The sequence below is a fragment of the Methylobacterium symbioticum genome (assembly GCF_902141845.1).
GTDB lineage: Bacteria > Pseudomonadota > Alphaproteobacteria > Rhizobiales > Beijerinckiaceae > Methylobacterium > Methylobacterium symbioticum.
Map to the genome: position 1 here is coordinate 144,547 of NZ_CABFPH010000001.1, position 15,762 is coordinate 160,308.

Here is a 15,762-nt window from a genome sequence, read left to right on the forward strand (position 1 = left end):
ATCATGTCACAACCGTCGTCGCGCTTCCGGCTCCTCGTCCGAGCCACCCTCGCCGGGCTCCTGGGCGTGCATCTCGCCTGTGCGCAAGCGCAGGCGCAGGACCGGGTGAAGGTTGGTCTGGCGATCCCACCCTCGGTCACGGAGGGGAGCGTTCAGGCGATCGCCGAGGAGCTGCATCTCTTCGGCGACGAGAACCTGCAGGTGGACTACGTCGTCCTGCCGGGTGCCGGTGCCCTGCTCCCGCAGCTTCTCCAGCGCAACATCACCTTCGCCCTGCCGCTGCCCGAGACTCTGCTCTCTGCCCATAAGGCCGGGGAGGCCCCGCTCCCGGTGAGCTACGTGTACAATGCCGGGCCCCGCAACACGCTCGAGATCGCCGTCAAGGCGGATTCCGGCATCAAGACCCTCGCCGACCTGCGCGGCGCCGCCATCGGGGTCGGGGCCCTGACCTGGGGGACGATCCCGCAGACGCGCGCGCTGCTGCGCTCGGTGGGCCTGCAGCCCGGCAAGGATGTCCAGATCGTGGCGGTCGGCGTCCTCGGCTCGGGATTCCACGCGCTGCGGGAGAACCGCGTCCAGGCGCTCAACTTCAACAGCACATGGATCGACCTTCTCGAGGGCGAGGGCACGGCTGCCCGGCGGCTGGAATTCCCGCCGGTCTTCCGCCGGATGATCGTCAACGGATTCCTCGCGCACCGTACGACGCTGGAGAGCGATCCGGGCCTGATCGAGCGGTTCGGACGTGCCTGGACCAAGGCGCTCGTCGTCTGTGACGTGAACCCGCGCGCCTGCATCGAAGCGTTTTGGCGCCGCAACCCGGGCGCACGGCCGCAGGGCGACACGGCAGGTCCGCTCGCGGCGAACGTCCGCCTGCTGCAACGCTGGATCGAGCCGCTGCTGCGCGACGAGACGGGGCAAGCGCGGGTTCCCGGCGCCTACGACCTCGGGATCATCAAGGCGTACATCGCCGCGATGCGGGCCAACGGCGAGTTCGCGGCCGACGACATCCCGGTCGAGTCCTACTTCACGAACGCCCTGGTGCCGGCCTACGCGAAATTCGACCGCGATGCCCTGATCGCCCGCGCCCGGGCCCTGCCGTGAGCGTCGCCCGCGCGATCGTGCCGGAGCAGCCGGTGCTCTGTCTGTCCGAACTCCGGTTCGCCTATCGCGGTGCGGAGCCTCCGATCCTCGACGCCCTCTCGCTCGACGTGGCCGCAGGCGCCTTCGTGGCAATCCTCGGCCCATCGGGCGGGGGCAAGTCGACCTTGCTGAAGCTGCTGGCCGGTCTCGAGCGGCCGCAATCCGGCACCATGACGCTCGCAGGCACGCCGATCCGGGGCCCGCGGCGCGAGATCGGCATGGTCTTCCAGAAGCCGACGCTGCTGCCCTGGCGGACGGTGCGCGACAACGTTCTCCTCCCGGCCGCCTTCGCGTCGCGCGCGAGCGAGGCCGAACGCGCCCGGGCCGACCACCTGATCGAGACCGTGGGCCTGTCGCATGCGGCAGCCCTCTATCCGGGCGCGCTGAGCGGCGGCATGGCGCAGCGCGTCGGCCTCGCGCGGATGCTGATGCACCGGCCGCAGCTCCTGCTCCTCGACGAGCCGTTCTCGGCCCTCGACGCGATGACCCGCGAGCGGCTCTCACTGGAACTGCAGCGGATCTGGATGGAGGAGCGCTCGACGGCTCTCTTCGTGACCCACTCGATCCCCGAGGCCCTGTTTCTCGCCGACCGGATCGTGGTGCTGGCGGGCCGACCGGGCCGGATCCTGGCGGACATGGACGTTCCGCTTCCGCGACCCAGGACCCTGGACAGCCTCGGCGCGCCCGAGTTCGCGAGGCTCGCGAGCGAGCTGAGGCGTCTCTTCGACAGCTCCGTCGCCGCCGGGGACGCGGTCCGATGAGGCGCCTCCTCGACCTCCTGCCGCCAGCCGCGACCTTCCTGGCGATCTGGGCCGCGTGGAGCTACGCGACCGGCCCCGGCGGCCTGCCGTCCTACCTGTTGCCGCCCCCGGGCGCGGTGGCGCGCTCCCTCTGGGATGGGCTCGCCAGCGGCGAGTTCTGGCCGCATATCGAGTTCACCCTGACGGCGACGCTGAGCGGATATCTCCTGGGCTCCCTCGCGGCGGTGATCACCGGGATCCTGGTTGCCGAGAGCCGGCTCTTCGAGCGGTTCGTGTTCCCCTACATCGTGGCGGTCCAGGCGATGCCCAAGGTGGCGCTCGCGCCCCTGATCCTCGTTTGGTTCGGCTTCGGCCTCGCCTCGAAGGTCGTGCTCGTCGGCCTGATCTGCTTCTTCCCGCTCCTCGTGAACACGATCGGGGGCATCCGGCGGGCCGATCCCGACCTGATCGCGATGGCGCGGGCCTTCTCGCGACCGGGCTGGTGGATCTTCCTGCACATCAAGCTGCCGGCGGCCGCGAGCGCGATCTTCGCGGGTCTCGAGATCGGCATCGTGCTCGCCCTGATCGGGGCGGTGGTCGGCGAGTTCGTCGCCTCGGAGCGTGGCGTCGGCTACCTGATCGGATCGGCGACCGTGAACATGAACGTGGCCGTGATGTTCGCGGGCGTCGTCATCCTCGCGGCCTTCGGCGTGCTCGGCAGCAGCCTGATGCGCGCCCTCCAGCGGCGTGTCGTGTTCTGGGAAGGCGACCGCAACGACCTGCCCCCCGCCGGGCGCACCTGAACCGTGAGACCTGCGATGCGCACCCTGCCGGAAGACCTCGCCTTCGCGCCGGCCGTGACGATGCTCGATCGTCTCGCCCGGCGGGACGTGTCGGCGCGAGCTCTGCTCGAACTGCACCTCGCGCGGATCGCCCGATTCCCGCAGATCAACGCGGTGATCTTCGCCGATCCCGACGCGGCCCGGGCCCGCGCGGACGCCGCCGACGCCGCGCTGGCCCGCGGCGAGCGGTGGGGGCCCCTGCATGGCCTGCCGATGACCGTGAAGGAGACCAACAACGTTGCCGGATGGCCGACGACCTACGGCGACCCGGCCTTCGCGAGCCAGGTTCCTGCCCACAGCGCTGTCGCGGTCGAGCGGCTCCTGGCGGCAGGCGCGATCATCTTCGGCAAGACGAACGTGCCGATCAACGCGCTCGACTGGCAGAGCTACAACGCCCTGCACGGCACGACGCGCAATCCGTGGGATCTCACGCGGACGCCGGGGGGCTCGTCCGGTGGGGCGACGGCCGCGCTTGCCGCCGGTCTCGTACCGCTGGAACTCGGGAGCGATGCCGGCGGCTCGATCCGCCTGCCTGCGCATTTCTGCGGCGTGTTCGGCCACAAGCCGACTCCGGGGGTGGTGCCGAATCTCGGAAACGAGCGTCCCGGCAGCCTTCTCGACAACGACCTCGTGGTCAGCGGCCCGCTGGCACGATCCGTCGCCGATCTGATGCTCGCCCTCGACGTGCTCGCCGGGCCCGCGGGACCCGATGCGGCCGCGTGGCGGCTCGCGCTTCCGCCCCCGCGGATCACGGGCCTGCGCGGGGCGCGCGTCGCTCTGATCTCCGATTCGCCCATGGCCGAGGTCGATGGACGATACCGCGCGGTGATCCGCGACCTCGGCCAGCGCCTTCGCGCCGAGGGGGCGGAGGTCGTCCAGGACGCGCTGCCGTTCGACGATCACGAGCGGCACCACGCGACCTATCTTCAGCTGCTGCGCGGGGCGGCCTCCGGACGACTTCCGCAGGCGGCGTTCGACGACGCCGTGCGGCGCTCGGCGGCCGGGGACCCGGACGCGAGCCCCTACGTCTCCCGGACCGTCACCGCCTACGCGCAACGGCACCGGGACTGGATCGCCGCCTCCGAGATCCGTGCGGGGCTGAAGCGCGACTGGAGCGCCTTCTTTACCCGGTTCGATGTCGTCGTCGCGCCCGCGGGCGTCGGCCCTGCCTTTCCCGTGGACGAAGAGCGTCCGCGTGAGGAGCGGACGCTGACGGTCAACGGGCACCAGACCGACTACAACGATCAGCTCTTCTGGGCAGGGCTCGCCACGCTTGCCTCGCTTCCCGCAACGGCCGCACCCGTCGGATCGATCGACGGCCTTCCGGTCGGCGTCCAGATCATCGGTGCTTACCTCGAGGATCGGACCACCCTGGCGTTTGCCGCCGAACTTGAGCGACTGAACCCTTTCACGCCGCCGACCGGCTTTACCTAGACGGTTGGATGTCGGCACGAGACGCCATGGTCGTGATGCCTGCAGCTCTCACAGGGCGGGACATTCGCCGTCGACGATCAGCTGATCAGCCTGCGCGCCGTCTCGGCCCAAGTTGGATCTACAGCGCCAGCGTCAGACTGACCCGCGCGCGGGACACGCATGGCATCATTCGATCCTGGCGCTTCGAAAGCGGCAGCGATGCGTCGCGGTGCAGGACCACGCCATCGCTGTAGCCGCATTCACAGGAGCCGCAGACACCCATCTCGCAGGAGGATGGCATGGAGAATCCGTTCTCGCGCAGCACATCCAGGAGGGAGCGGTCTGCCGGCACATGGAGCATTTGACCGGTCGATGCGATCCGCGCCTCGAAGGGTTCCGGCTTGAAGTTCTCGTCGAGCGTGGCCGCGAAGCGCTCGATGTGGATCTGCTCGCTCGGCCAGCCGGTTTCCGCGAGTGCCGTCGTCAAGGAACTCACGAGGCGCTCGGGTCCGCAGGCATAGACATGCGTCCCCTCAGCCGGAGCACCCAGCGCAGCGGTATCGAAGCGTCTCGCCTCCGACGAGAACCAGCAGTGGAGACGCTCGCCGCATTGCTCCCGCAGACGATCCAGCAAGGGAGCGTCCGCCGCCGATCGGGCGCACAGGTGGAGGTCGAAGTCCTGACCCTCACTGGCAAGCGCTCGGGTCATCGCGACGAACGGCGTCACCCCGATCCCGCCGGCGACGAAAACATGTCGCCGCGCATGCTGCACCAGCGGAAAGTTGTTGCGGGGCGCCGAGACATGGACGGTGCTCCCTTCCCTGACCTGCCTGTGGATCCAGCTCGACCCTCCGCGACCGTCATCCTCGCGTTTGACCGCGATCTCGTATCGCATTCTGTCGGTCGGGTCCCCGCAGAGCGAATATTGACGGATCTTCCCGTCCGGCAGCCGGAGATCGACATGCGCGCCCGGCGTCCACTCCGGCAATTGCGGACGAAGCGGATGGACCAGGCTGATATGCGCGACCTCGGGCGTCGTCGCGCGCACGCTTTCGACCAGCAGCTTCATGATGATGCGTGCAGTCATCGCCTAATCCACCAGCTCGATCGCGTCGCCGGGGCGGATCACGCCGCCCCGCTCGATCGCGCAGTTCAGGCCGGAGCGGTTGTAGAGCGGGAGGTAGACCGGCATCCCGAGCAATTCCTCCAGGTACTTGCAGGGAAAGTTGAGCCGGCCGCCCCGCAGGATCACCGCGCCGATTCGGAAGCGCCGTCCGACGAGATGGTTGAGGGGCACACCCCGAACCGTCAGGTTACGGCGGTGGTCGCCGGGAGTGAGGTGGATGGGGCCGCCCTGAAGGGGTGGGTCGTTGCGGTTCAACGCGTCGAGCGCCTCCTGCTCGATCAGGGTCACCTCGCGGGTGTCCGGCTTCGGGGAATAGGTGCCGGTCCCATGGAAGTAGCGGTCGCCCTCGATGCCGCGGCCCGCCACGCAGTGCGCCTGCTGGAGCTCCTCCATCTCGTAGCTCGCGGCGGGCGCGATGTGGATGTTCAGGAGCAACCCCTTCCATCCGGTGGCGCCGCCGGGAACGGTGCGGGCGACGGAGCCGGCAGGATGGTCGAAAGCCTCGATCATCCGCGGCGGCGGGATCTCGCTCATGATGCGGCGTCTCCGCTGGCAAGCGCGATGGCCTCGATCTCGACGAGAGCGTCCCGGGGGAGACGCGCGACCTCGATGGTCGACCGCGCCGGAGCGTCCCCCGGGAAGTGCTCGGCATAGACCGCGTTCATGGCCGCGAAGTCGTTCATATCCTTCAGGAAGACAGTGGTCTTGGCGATCGTCGCGAGGCTGGCGCCGCCGGCTTCCAGAACGGCGGCGAGATTGGCGAGCGATTGGCGGGTCGGCCCCTCCACGCCCTCCGGGAAGGCGTTCGTCGTCGGGTCGATCGGAAATTGGCGGGACGCGAAGACGAAACCGCCGATCCGGGTCGCCTGCGCGTAGGGTCCGACGGCTGGGGCCGCGGCATCCGTCTTGATGATCGTCCGTTTCATCGAGGTCCTTTCAGATCCGACTGCGACCAGCCACAGCGACACCATAAGATAGAAAAATTTCTACGATGATGGAATAGGCTGGTCGCAGGAGGACGGGTCTTTGTCGCTATCGCGGGATCAGGTTCGCGTGATGTCGAGGTCGCGCGTCTCCTTCGCCGCCCATGCGGCCGCGAACGTGATGGTCGCAAGTCCGAGCAGGAGGAAGGAGATCGACAGGGTCGTTCCGGTCCAGGCCAGGAGGGCCGAGGCGAGGATCGGTGAGAAGCCGCCGGACAGCGCAGCCGCGACCTGGCATCCGAGCGACGCCCCGGAATAGCGGACCCGCGTCCCGAACAGTTCCGGCATGAAGGCACCCTGCGGACCGAACATCGAGGCGTGGGTCAGGCTCATCACGATCGCGATCGACACGGTGATGATCGTCGGGTCGCGCGTGTCGAGAAGGCCGAAGACGACGAAGGCGCAGAGGCCGCTGATCAGAGCGCCGGCGAGGTAGATCGGACGTCGTCCGACCGTGTCGGACAACCAGCCGAAGAACGGCATGGTGACGAGTTCGAGCAGTGCCGCGCAGAGGATCGCATCGAGAATGAGACGCTTCGGAAGGCCGAGCGTGCCGGTGACGTACGCGATCGAGAAGACGGTGAGGATGTAGACCCAGGCGACCTCCGAGACCTTCAGGCCGACGGCGATGAAGAAGGTCCGGGGCTGTCCGACGAGCACCTCCAGGAACGGCAGGCGGGCGACTGCCTGTTCGTCCTTGACCCGTTGAAAGGCAGGGGTCTCCACCAGTCTGAGACGGACGAACAGCCCGACGGCGATCAGCAGCGCGCTCAAGAGGAAGGGGATACGCCACCCCCAGCTCAGGAAGTCGGCCTCCGGAAGGCTCGAGAGAGCGATGAAGGTGGCGGTGGAAGCCGCGATGCCGGCCGGAAAGCCGACCTGGACGAGGCTTCCGTAGAAGCCCCGGCGCTTGGCCGGCGCATGCTCGATGACCATCAGGACCGCGCCACCCCATTCGCCGCCGACCCCGATCCCCTGCAGGAGGCGCAGAGCCACGAGGAGCGCCGGCGCCCACAACCCGATCTGCGCATAGGTCGGTAGGCAGCCGATCAGGAACGTGCCGATCCCCATGATGAGCATGGTCAGCGTCAGCATGGCCTTGCGGCCGATGCGGTCCCCGAAATGCCCGAAGATCACCCCGCCGAGCGGCCGGGCCACGAAGCCGACCGCGTAGGATCCGAACGCGGCGAGGGTGCCGGCCAGCGGATCGAGGGTCGGGAAGAAGATCTTGTTGAACACCAGGGCGGCGGCCGTGCCGTAGATCAGGAAGTCGTACCACTCGACTGCGGTGCCCAGGACGCTGGCCCAGACGACGCGCCGCATGTCGCGGTCGTCGATCGAGCCATCGTGTTCGCGTGCCGGTGACGTCCTGAAGGGTGCGGGACCTATCGCGTCGGCGCTTGATGCCGTCATCTGCCTGCTCCTCTCGCCAAGTGGACCAAAATCCACTATCGGAGAGGCAAGCGGTGTGCCAAATTGGGCGGACCGGTTCCGCCTCGACCTGTGTTCCGTCAGATTGGCCGCGCGGAGGCGCCGCGGAGATCGATTACAGCGACGGAGAGGGCGAGGCGATTACAGTTTATGCACTCAGCGCATCCGCGAGGCATCGATAACGAGAAAATATTGGCAGTCCTCGGTGCCGAGATTCGTGAAGGCGTGACCCGTGTCGGCTTCGAAGTACAGGCTGTCGCCTTCCTCGACGACGAACCATCGTTCCCCGACCGAAGCCCGTAGCCGTCCTTTCAGGACGTAGATGTACTCGGAGACGCCGCGACGATGCGCAACGAATTCGCCAGTGGTCGCGCCCGCGGGCAGCGTGTTGAGCACCCAGTCGATGCCGCGCCCCGGAAGGACGGGCGAAATGCAGCGGCGAAGGAAGCCCGACGCCTCGTCACGCAGAACCGGCTGACGGCTGGCCGGGATCAGAAGCACCTCTCGCTCGGTGGCTGGCGCCATCAACCGGGAAAAGGTCACGCCCAGCGCTTCGGCCAGACGCGACAGCACCATGGTGGACGGCACGGCCTCGGCACGCTCGATCTTCGAGATCATGGACCGACTGACACCGGACAGCGTCGCGAGTTGTTCGAGGGAGAGGTCGCGCTCCTTCCGGCGACTGCGGACCTCCGCCGCCAGCACGTCGATCTGCGAGCGTGCTTCGGCCTCCACCTGATCCCTCTTCACCGTCGTCCTGATCGTCATCTGCAACCTGTCGCGTCGGCCGACTGCACCACGATACCTGACGCAACCCCATCTCCCGCACAATGGAGGATATCCCGTGAAAGGCCGTGATGCTCATGCCTGCCTGGCGGTCGTCCTCTATGAGGGCGTCGAGCCGATCGACGTCGGCGGGACGATCGGCGTCATCTCGATGGCGCGCCGCGTGCTCCCCAACCTGTCGGATGTCGTCGTCGCGCAGACAGCGGGTCCCGTCAGGCTCGCCGGCGGCTTGGTCGTCTGGGCCTCTCACGGTTTCGACGACGCTCCCGAGACCGATGCGACGATCGTCTGCGGCGGGCCTGGGTGGAATGCGGCCGCCCGGGAGCCGGCGATGACGCGGTTCCTGAACGGGCGGACGTCCGGCACGCTCGCTTCGGTCTGTACGGGAGCGATGATCCTGGCGGAGGCCGGCTGCCTCGACGGTCGGAAGGCGACGACCCGGCGTGCGCGCGCCGGCGCGGAGCCGATCTCCCCCCTCGCGGTGATGGCATCGGATCACACGCGGATTTCGGCTTTGACCGCGCTAGTCGTGGATGACGGTGTGGTGACGGGCGGTGGCGTCTCGCTCGCGATCGACCTGACCTTGTATCTGATCGGCACGATCTACGGAGACGACGCCCGCGACGAGATCGCGACGATGATCGAGTACGACCGCGCTTTCGCCGCCAACCGCGCAGCCTTGGGCATCATCAGGGGACAATCGGGCGCGGTGACCGCCTGAACGTGCCGCGCCGCGCCCCTCGTTCAGGCAGCGATGGGCCCGAACGTGGGACGCGGGTGCCAAGGCGCTGGTCGCGCCGAGCGACGCCGGCTTCCTGCCTGTGCCGCTGATGGCACGATGGATGTGGGCCGGGAACGCGCCGTCCCCGGCCCAGGATCACGCGGCGCTGGCGAGTGCGGCAGGCTGGGCGGCGCGCCGGTAAATCAGGAGCGTCGCGACCACGCCGCAGGCGCCGCCGAAGGCCATCCATAGCCCGGGCGCTGCGCGGTTGCCCGTCGCCTCGATCAGCCAGGTCGAGACGAGGGGCGTGAAGCCGCCGAGGAGGGCGGTCGCGAGCGAGTAGGCGAGCGAGAAGCCGGCGGTGCGCACGCTCGCCGGCACCACCTCGGTCAACGCGACCACCATCGCACCGTTGTAGCTGCCGTACAGGAACGAGAGCCACAGGAGCGCGATCAGCATGTTGCCGAAGCTCGCATGGCCGACCAGCCAGACTAGCACCGGATAGGCCGTGAGCAGGGTGAGCGCCGAGAACAGGAGCAGGATCGGCTTGCGCCCGACCCGATCGGACAGCGCGCCCATCACGGGCAGCCAGAACAGGTTCGACAAGGCGGTGCAGAACGTGACCAAGAGGCTGTCGGTATCGGACAGCTTGAGGACGCTCTTGCCGAAGGTCGGCGTGTAGACCGTGATCGTATAGAACGAGATCGTGGTCATGCCGACGAGCAGCATGCCGAGAAGCACGATCTGCCAATTGTGCGCGAGCGAGCCGAACACCTCCCTCATGGAGGGACGGTGCTTGCGCTTCAGGAACTCCTCGGTCTCCTCCAGCGAGCGCCGGATATAGAACAGGAACGGCACGATCGCGCAGCCGATGAAGAACGGGATCCGCCAGCCCCAATCGTTCATCTCGGCCGGCAGCAGCGCGTGGTTCAGGGCGTAGCCGATCACGGCCGCGAACATGACGGCGACCTGTTGGCTGCCGGATTGCCAGGACACGTAGAAGCCCTTGTTGCCGGGCGTCGCCATCTCGGCGAGATACACGGACACGCCGCCGAGCTCGACGCCGGCCGAGAAACCCTGCAGGAGGCGACCGATCAGGACCAGGAACGGCGCCAGCAGGCCGATCGTGCCGTAGCCGGGGACGAAGGCGATCAGGATCGTGCCGGCGGCCATGATGCCGAGCGTCACGATCAGGCCCTTCCGGCGCCCGATGCTGTCCACGTAGGCGCCGAGGAAGATGGCGCCGAGCGGGCGCATCAGGAACCCCGCCCCGAAGGTCATGAAGGTCAGCATCAACGATGCGAACTCGTTGCCGACGGGGAAGAAGGTCTTCGAGATGTACGTGGCGTAGAAGCCGAACAGGAAGAAGTCGAACATCTCGAGAAAGTTGCCGCTGGTCACACGAAGAACCGTGGCGACTTTCGAACGCGATGGATTGTCCTGTATCATGGTTGCCTCCCTCAGGCGCTCAGGCGGTGGCGACCGCACGAGGGGAGCGTCGGTTCGACAGCGGCGACGGCCGCCTGCGGCGGCCCGGCCGCGGCCGTGGTCCGATCCTCCCGTTTTGGGCGCCGATCGTGCGGCGCTCGCGGCGGGTATACCGGCAACAACCTGTCACGAAGCTGTCACGGCGGGGACGCGTCGGTCGCGGCGCTCACCGCCCCTCCATGGCCCGGCGCCACTGCCGCAGCATGCGGGCGCGCCGGATCTGATCGAGATTGGCCAGGAGCTCGGGCCCGACCGAGACCGGCCGCAGCGCCGTCACGGCCGTGACCGGATCGTCCGCGCGTCGCGCGTCCGGGCGGGCCGGCGTGAGCGACCGCGAGGCGAGGCGGGACTGGCCCTCGTGAGACAGCATGTAGTCGAGGAAGAGGCGGGCGGCGGCGGGATGGCGCGCGTCCTTCGGCACGAAGGCGATCCGCGAGACGAGCAGGGTGTAATCGCCGAGCAGAACGACGCCGATCGTCGCGTCCTGCTTCGCCCGTTCGAGCGCGTAGGCGCCGAAGACACCGTAGGCGAGCAGAGTCTCGCCGGAGGCGATCCGGTCCAGCATCGTCTCGGTCGTGGTGTAGAGCTTGACGCCGACTTGTCCCAGGGCGGCGACGAGATCCCAGGTGCGGCGCGTGAGCTCGATGTCCTGCGCGAGGATGAGGGATCCGACCCCGCTGCGTTCCGGGTCGTAGGCCGCCACCTTCCCCTTCCACTCCTCGGGCCGCTCGGACAGGGATCGGATCAGATCGGCCCGGGTGTGCGGGACGCTCTCCCGCGGCAGCAGCGTCCTGTTGTAGGCGATCGCGATCGGCTCCGCCGTGACGCCGAACGCCTCGTTCCGCCACACCGCCCAGGCGGGTAGGGCCGCGGCTTCGGGCGAGACGTAGCGGACGGCGTAGCCGTCGTTCACGAGCTTGATCTGGAGATCCATGGCCGAGCTCCAGACGATGTCGGCCGTGCCCTTCCCGGCGGCGGCCTCCTCCACGAAGCTGTCATAGAGGCGCCCGGAATTCATCTTGGTGTAGGACACCGCCAGGTCGGGATGCGCCTGGCGGAATCCGGCCAGGAGGTCGATGACCTCCGCCTCGTCGGTGGTGCCGCGCACGACGACGGCCTCTCCCGCGGGAACCGCGCTGGGCCTCGGGTCGGGCTGCGGGGTCAATTCGCCCTGGGCCTGCCCCCGGCCGAACCCGGTCGCCACGAGCACGAGGACGGCAACGGCAAAGCTCAGCCTCATGGAGGTCCCTGTCGTCTGCCCGCGATGTCCTGCGCACGGACCGTGCAGAGGATCGGCACAAATGCTAGGGAAAAGTTCGCCGCCCCGGCCGATCCGTCACGGGAGGAGCATGCGCGTTCTGGTCGTCGAGGACGACGCCGCCCTGGCACGCGGCCTGGTTGCCGCCCTGAGGCAGGGCGGTTACGCGGTCGATCACGAGCCGGATGGGGCGGACGCGGTGCGGCTCGCGACGAGCGAGCCCTACAGCCTCGTCGTGCTCGATCTGGGGCTGCCGGGCCTGCCGGGCTTCGAGGTTCTGAAGGCCGTGCGGGCGGCCGGCTCGACGGTGCCGGTGATGGTGCTGACCGCCCGCGACGCGATCGCGGACCGGGTTCGCGGGCTCGATCTCGGAGCGGACGACTACCTGTTGAAGCCCTTCGATCTGGCCGAGTTCGAGGCCCGCGTGCGCGCTCTCGTCCGGCGGGGCCAGGCGGTGCCGAACCCGGTCCTGCACTGCGGCGCGCTGGCGCTCGACCGCGCGACGGCGACGGTCACGCTCGACGGGGTGCCGGTGGCGCTGCGACGCCGGGAACTCGCCGTGCTCACCGTCCTGATGGCGAAGGCCGGCAAGCCCGTCGCGAAGGAGCGGCTCAGCGCCGAGATCTTCGGCTTCGACGAGCCGGTGGCCCCGAACGCCCTCGAACTCTACGTCGCCCGCCTGCGCAAGAAGCTCCAGCCCAACGGCCCGGAGATCCGGACCATCCGCGGCCTCGGCTACCTCCTGATGCCCGGGTGAGCGCGGCCCGGATGCCCTCCCTCCGGCGGCGCCTGCTGATCCGCATGCTGCTGCCGGTTCTGGCGCTCGCCTCCGTGCTCGGCCTTGCCGGCGCCCTCGTCATCCAGAACGTCGTCGAGGCGACTCACGACCGTCTGCTCGACGGATCCGTCCTGGCGATCGCCGAGCGGCTGACGGTCGAGGAGGGCGAGGTCACGGTCGACCTGCCGCGCGTCGCCCTGGGGATGCTCGAGAGCCAGGCACAGGACCGGATCTACTACAGCGTCACCTATGGCGGCGCGCTCGTCACGGGCTACCGTGATCTCGCGGTCACCGATGTCGGGGCCCTCACGCCCGGGGTGACGACCCATCGCGACGGCACGATGCGCGGTGCGAGCGTCCGGATCGCCGCCCAGGCGCGGCGGGTCTACGGGAAGCCGGACCCGGTGCTCGTCCAGGTCGCCGAGACGCGTGAGGCGCGTCAGAGCCTGGAACGCCGCCTGCTGGCCGGCCTGGCCTTCGCCGAACTGGGGCTGCTCGGCCTGGTTGCCACGCTGTCATGGTACAGCATCGACAGCGGATTGAGGCCGCTCGCGCGGCTCAGCGACGAGATCGGCCGCCGGGCCGTCCCGGGCGCGATCAACCTGCGGCCGCTCGATATCGCGGGCGTGCCCCGCGAAGCGATGGCGCCGGTCCTTGCGCTCAACACGCTGCTCCACCGCCTCGAGCAATCGATCGAGGGCGAGCGCACCTTCACATCCGATGCCTCCCATCAGCTGAGGACGCCGCTCGCCGTGCTGAGGATGCACGTGGAGCTGCTGCGCCGTACCCAATCCCGGGACGCCCAGACCGCAGCGATCGACGACATCGACGGTGCCGCGCGGCGCCTGGAGCGTCTCCTCTCGCAACTGATCGCCCTGGCCCGCGCCGACGAGGGCTCCGGCCCCGGGCCGGCCGCGGATGCGATCACCGATCTGAACGCGGTCGCGACCCGCGTCGTCGCGGAGCAGGTGCCTCATGCCCTCACGCGCATGACCGAGATCGTGCTCGATCGCCCGGACGGCGCCGTGCCCGTGATCGGCGCGGCGTTCATCCTCGGCGAGATCCTCACCAACCTCGTCGACAACGCGATCCGCTACAATCGCGCCGGCGGGACGACCACCGTCCGGGTCAGGCGGACGGGCTCCGGTGCCTGCGTCGAGGTGCAGGACGAGGGCCCGGGCATTCCCGCCGAGGAGCGCGAGAAGGTGTTCGAGCGCTTCTACCGCGTCGCCTCGCGGGATGGGCCGGACGGCAGCGGCCTCGGGCTCGCCATCGTTCGGACCCTGGCCGATCGGGTCGGAGGCGCTGTCACGCTCGAGGCCCGCGCCGACCGCGCAGGATTGGTCGCGCGGGCCGATTTCCGTGCACCCCAATAGAAAGCTCCGGAAGCGTCCGGCCCCTGCGGGAACAGGCTGACGGTCATCCGGGGCACGCAATCGATGATGGGGCGGAGCGGCACGAACGCGCCCGGCGGTTCCCGGCTGCCCGGGCGATACGGCAGTAAAACCTTCTTCAGCAAAAGCGATTCTCGGTGCTGCTCCGGGCTGGCGCCGAGTTTTTCAAGATAATCGGCCCGGTCCGGACCTTGCGCACCATGGCGATGATCCGCTGCCCATCGTTCGGGGCTCAATCCAGGACGGCCGCTCTTTTGCCTTCGCTCTGGCGAAGCAAAGACTTTTGCCAATGCAGCGGCGTCAGTGCTGAACGAACAATCGTCGAATTCCGCTTCCTTCCTGACCGTCAAGCCGTCGGCAGGAGGGCTGATGCCGCAATCCGCCCGCGGGCCGGCGCGTAGCGGCGCACCATTGCAGCGCAGAATTCCGCAAATTCCTCGCGCACCAGCGGCGGGCTGGTGTGATGGGGGCTGATCCCCCGGTGCTCGGGCGTGAAGCAGAACGTCACGGTCACCGCGAAATCCTGGAGTGCCGCCATCTGGCGGTCGAACCAGCCGAGGGCGTCCGGCCGGAAGCTGTCGGCCCAGGACAGCCCGGTGCGCAGATGGGTGACGTGGAGGCGCTTCAGCCAGGCCACGGCGTCGTCGAGCCGGTGATCGTCGTAGTGAAACCACTGGCAGATGCCGAGATCGGGGGTATGCCGGGCAAACGTCTCCAGAGCCAGCTTCGGTGTGCCGTCCTGACGAAGAAGCCCCATGTGGAAATGCCGGTAGTAGGAGGAGCCCTCCGCCTCCTTGTGCCGGGTGGTCGCCTCCCATTCCCGCGGCAAGTCGTAGAGGCTGTACCAGTGGATGCGCGGCGCCTCGCCCTTCAGGAGCTCCGCCGTGCGGGCGCAGCCCCAGGCCTGCACCTCCTCGGCGCCGAAGCTCGACACCCCGACCTCCGAGACCCAGACCGGCAGGTGGGTCAGCGCCCGAATCTCGGCGACCTTGCTCGGCCAGTCGTGGATCTGCCAGAGGTTCCAGTCGAGGGGAAAGCCGTGCACCGCGACCGCGTCGAGGCCATCCAGCACGCCCTGTCCGATCATCGTGCGCATGAAGTGCGGGTCGATCGGCGAGATGCCGCCCAGCACCTGGGGCAGGTCCGGGTTCTCGGTGCGGATTGCGCGGCTCGCCCCCTTCACCATCTCGGCAAACAGGAACCAGTCGGGGTCGAGGGCGAGATCCCAGTGCGACTTGTTGTTGGGCTCGTTCCAGAGCATCACGGCTTCGATCATCGGCCCTCCCCTCGGCCCGGCCACTCGAATCAATCGCGCCCGGCCTCAGAGAGGCGGCGCGCGGCGGCAGAGATAGACCTCCACGTCAGGCCGGCTCTCGATCGCGAAGGCGCTGGCGCGCGGCATCGCCTCGATCGCGGCGCGGTTGGGGATCCACCAGTTGGCCCAGCCATGCGCGGATGCGCGCCCGACGACGTGCAGGCGCAGAGATCCGCGCCGCTCGAACCGATCCCTGTCCCGGCAGTCGGACACCTCCGCCACCGGCTCGACCGCGGTCGAGCCGCGCGGCATCGACTGGAACACGGGGAGGTCGCGCGCGGCCAGCTCGCGGATCAGGTCGAGGGCCGGCAGCGGGTGGCGCAGCTCATCCGCGCTGATGGCGTCTG

The 15,762-nt window shown here is 68.8% G+C and carries 15 protein-coding genes and 1 pseudogene; 7 read left to right on the forward strand and 9 right to left on the reverse strand.

Features of this window, described 5'->3' with window-relative positions; translation table 11 throughout:
- Positions 1–3: 3 nt before the first annotated feature.
- Genes MET9862_RS00680 through MET9862_RS00695 form a run of 4 tightly spaced genes read left to right on the forward strand, consistent with a single transcriptional unit; the run spans position 4 to position 4,156 of the window.
- The gene (locus MET9862_RS00680) at positions 4–1,101 is read left to right on the forward strand and encodes an ABC transporter substrate-binding protein (RefSeq protein ID WP_142581172.1); all 1,098 of its coding nucleotides are present in this window, start codon (positions 4–6) and stop codon (positions 1,099–1,101) included.
- Complete coding sequence (locus tag MET9862_RS00685; protein WP_210248076.1) at positions 1,098–1,901, forward strand: ABC transporter ATP-binding protein; 804 nt, start codon at positions 1,098–1,100, stop codon at positions 1,899–1,901. Before MET9862_RS00680 ends, MET9862_RS00685 begins: the two co-directional genes overlap by 4 nt.
- A complete protein-coding gene (locus tag MET9862_RS00690; protein WP_142581174.1) occupies positions 1,898–2,683 on the forward strand; it encodes an ABC transporter permease in 786 nt (261 codons plus the stop codon). The genes MET9862_RS00685 and MET9862_RS00690 overlap by 4 nt, the downstream gene beginning before the upstream one ends.
- Positions 2,684–2,698: 15 nt before the next feature.
- Positions 2,699–4,156, forward strand: coding sequence for an amidase (locus MET9862_RS00695; RefSeq protein ID WP_142581175.1), 1,458 nt, complete (start codon positions 2,699–2,701; stop codon positions 4,154–4,156).
- A 118-nt stretch (positions 4,157–4,274) separates the two neighbouring features.
- On the opposite strand, the gene MET9862_RS00700 is transcribed toward MET9862_RS00695, so the two are convergent.
- From MET9862_RS00700 to MET9862_RS00720, 5 genes are all read right to left on the reverse strand, one after another.
- Complete coding sequence (locus MET9862_RS00700) at positions 4,275–5,222, reverse strand: PDR/VanB family oxidoreductase (RefSeq protein WP_142581176.1); 948 nt, start codon at positions 5,220–5,222, stop codon at positions 4,275–4,277.
- A 3-nt stretch (positions 5,223–5,225) separates the two neighbouring features.
- Positions 5,226–5,795: an MOSC domain-containing protein gene (locus tag MET9862_RS00705; RefSeq protein WP_142581177.1), complete on the reverse strand. Its 570-nt coding sequence runs from the start codon at positions 5,793–5,795 to the stop codon at positions 5,226–5,228.
- Positions 5,792–6,187, reverse strand: a complete 396-nt coding sequence (locus tag MET9862_RS00710; RefSeq protein ID WP_142581178.1) for a Rid family detoxifying hydrolase — start codon at positions 6,185–6,187, stop codon at positions 5,792–5,794. Before MET9862_RS00710 ends, MET9862_RS00705 begins: the two co-directional genes overlap by 4 nt.
- A 117-nt stretch (positions 6,188–6,304) precedes the next feature.
- Positions 6,305–7,567, reverse strand: coding sequence for an MFS transporter (locus MET9862_RS00715; protein ID WP_142581179.1), 1,263 nt, complete (start codon positions 7,565–7,567; stop codon positions 6,305–6,307).
- Positions 7,568–7,831: 264 nt separating this feature from the next.
- Positions 7,832–8,443: a helix-turn-helix domain-containing protein gene (locus tag MET9862_RS00720; RefSeq protein ID WP_142581180.1), complete on the reverse strand. Its 612-nt coding sequence runs from the start codon at positions 8,441–8,443 to the stop codon at positions 7,832–7,834.
- A gap of 76 nt (positions 8,444–8,519) precedes the next feature.
- On the opposite strand from MET9862_RS00720, the gene MET9862_RS00725 reads away from it, so the two are divergent.
- Complete coding sequence (locus MET9862_RS00725; protein WP_210248077.1) at positions 8,520–9,182, forward strand: DJ-1/PfpI family protein; 663 nt, start codon at positions 8,520–8,522, stop codon at positions 9,180–9,182.
- A 156-nt stretch (positions 9,183–9,338) separates the two neighbouring features.
- Here MET9862_RS00725 and MET9862_RS00730 read toward each other — a convergent pair whose 3' ends face one another.
- Together MET9862_RS00730 and MET9862_RS00735 are read right to left on the reverse strand one after the other, a co-directional pair.
- Complete coding sequence (locus MET9862_RS00730; protein ID WP_142581181.1) at positions 9,339–10,631, reverse strand: MFS transporter; 1,293 nt, start codon at positions 10,629–10,631, stop codon at positions 9,339–9,341.
- 205 nt (positions 10,632–10,836) lie between these two features.
- Complete coding sequence (locus tag MET9862_RS00735) at positions 10,837–11,910, reverse strand: ABC transporter substrate-binding protein (RefSeq protein ID WP_142581182.1); 1,074 nt, start codon at positions 11,908–11,910, stop codon at positions 10,837–10,839.
- Between the two features lie 109 nt (positions 11,911–12,019).
- On the opposite strand from MET9862_RS00735, the gene MET9862_RS00740 reads away from it, so the two are divergent.
- A complete protein-coding gene (locus MET9862_RS00740; protein ID WP_142581183.1) occupies positions 12,020–12,685 on the forward strand; it encodes a response regulator in 666 nt (221 codons plus the stop codon).
- Between the two features lie 11 nt (positions 12,686–12,696).
- Positions 12,697–14,082 (forward strand): sensor histidine kinase, encoded by a 1,386-nt coding sequence (locus tag MET9862_RS00745; RefSeq protein WP_142581184.1) that lies wholly within the window; start codon positions 12,697–12,699, stop codon positions 14,080–14,082.
- Between the two features lie 364 nt (positions 14,083–14,446).
- Here MET9862_RS00745 and MET9862_RS00750 read toward each other — a convergent pair whose 3' ends face one another.
- Both MET9862_RS00750 and MET9862_RS00755 read right to left on the reverse strand, forming a co-directional pair.
- Entirely contained in the window at positions 14,447–15,376 is a 930-nt protein-coding gene (locus tag MET9862_RS00750) for a glycoside hydrolase 5 family protein (RefSeq protein ID WP_142581185.1), read from the reverse strand.
- Positions 15,377–15,421: 45 nt separating this feature from the next.
- Positions 15,422–15,739, reverse strand: a pseudogene (locus MET9862_RS00755) (TIGR04290 family methyltransferase); the annotation flags it as partial.
- Positions 15,740–15,762: the final 23 nt, after the last annotated feature.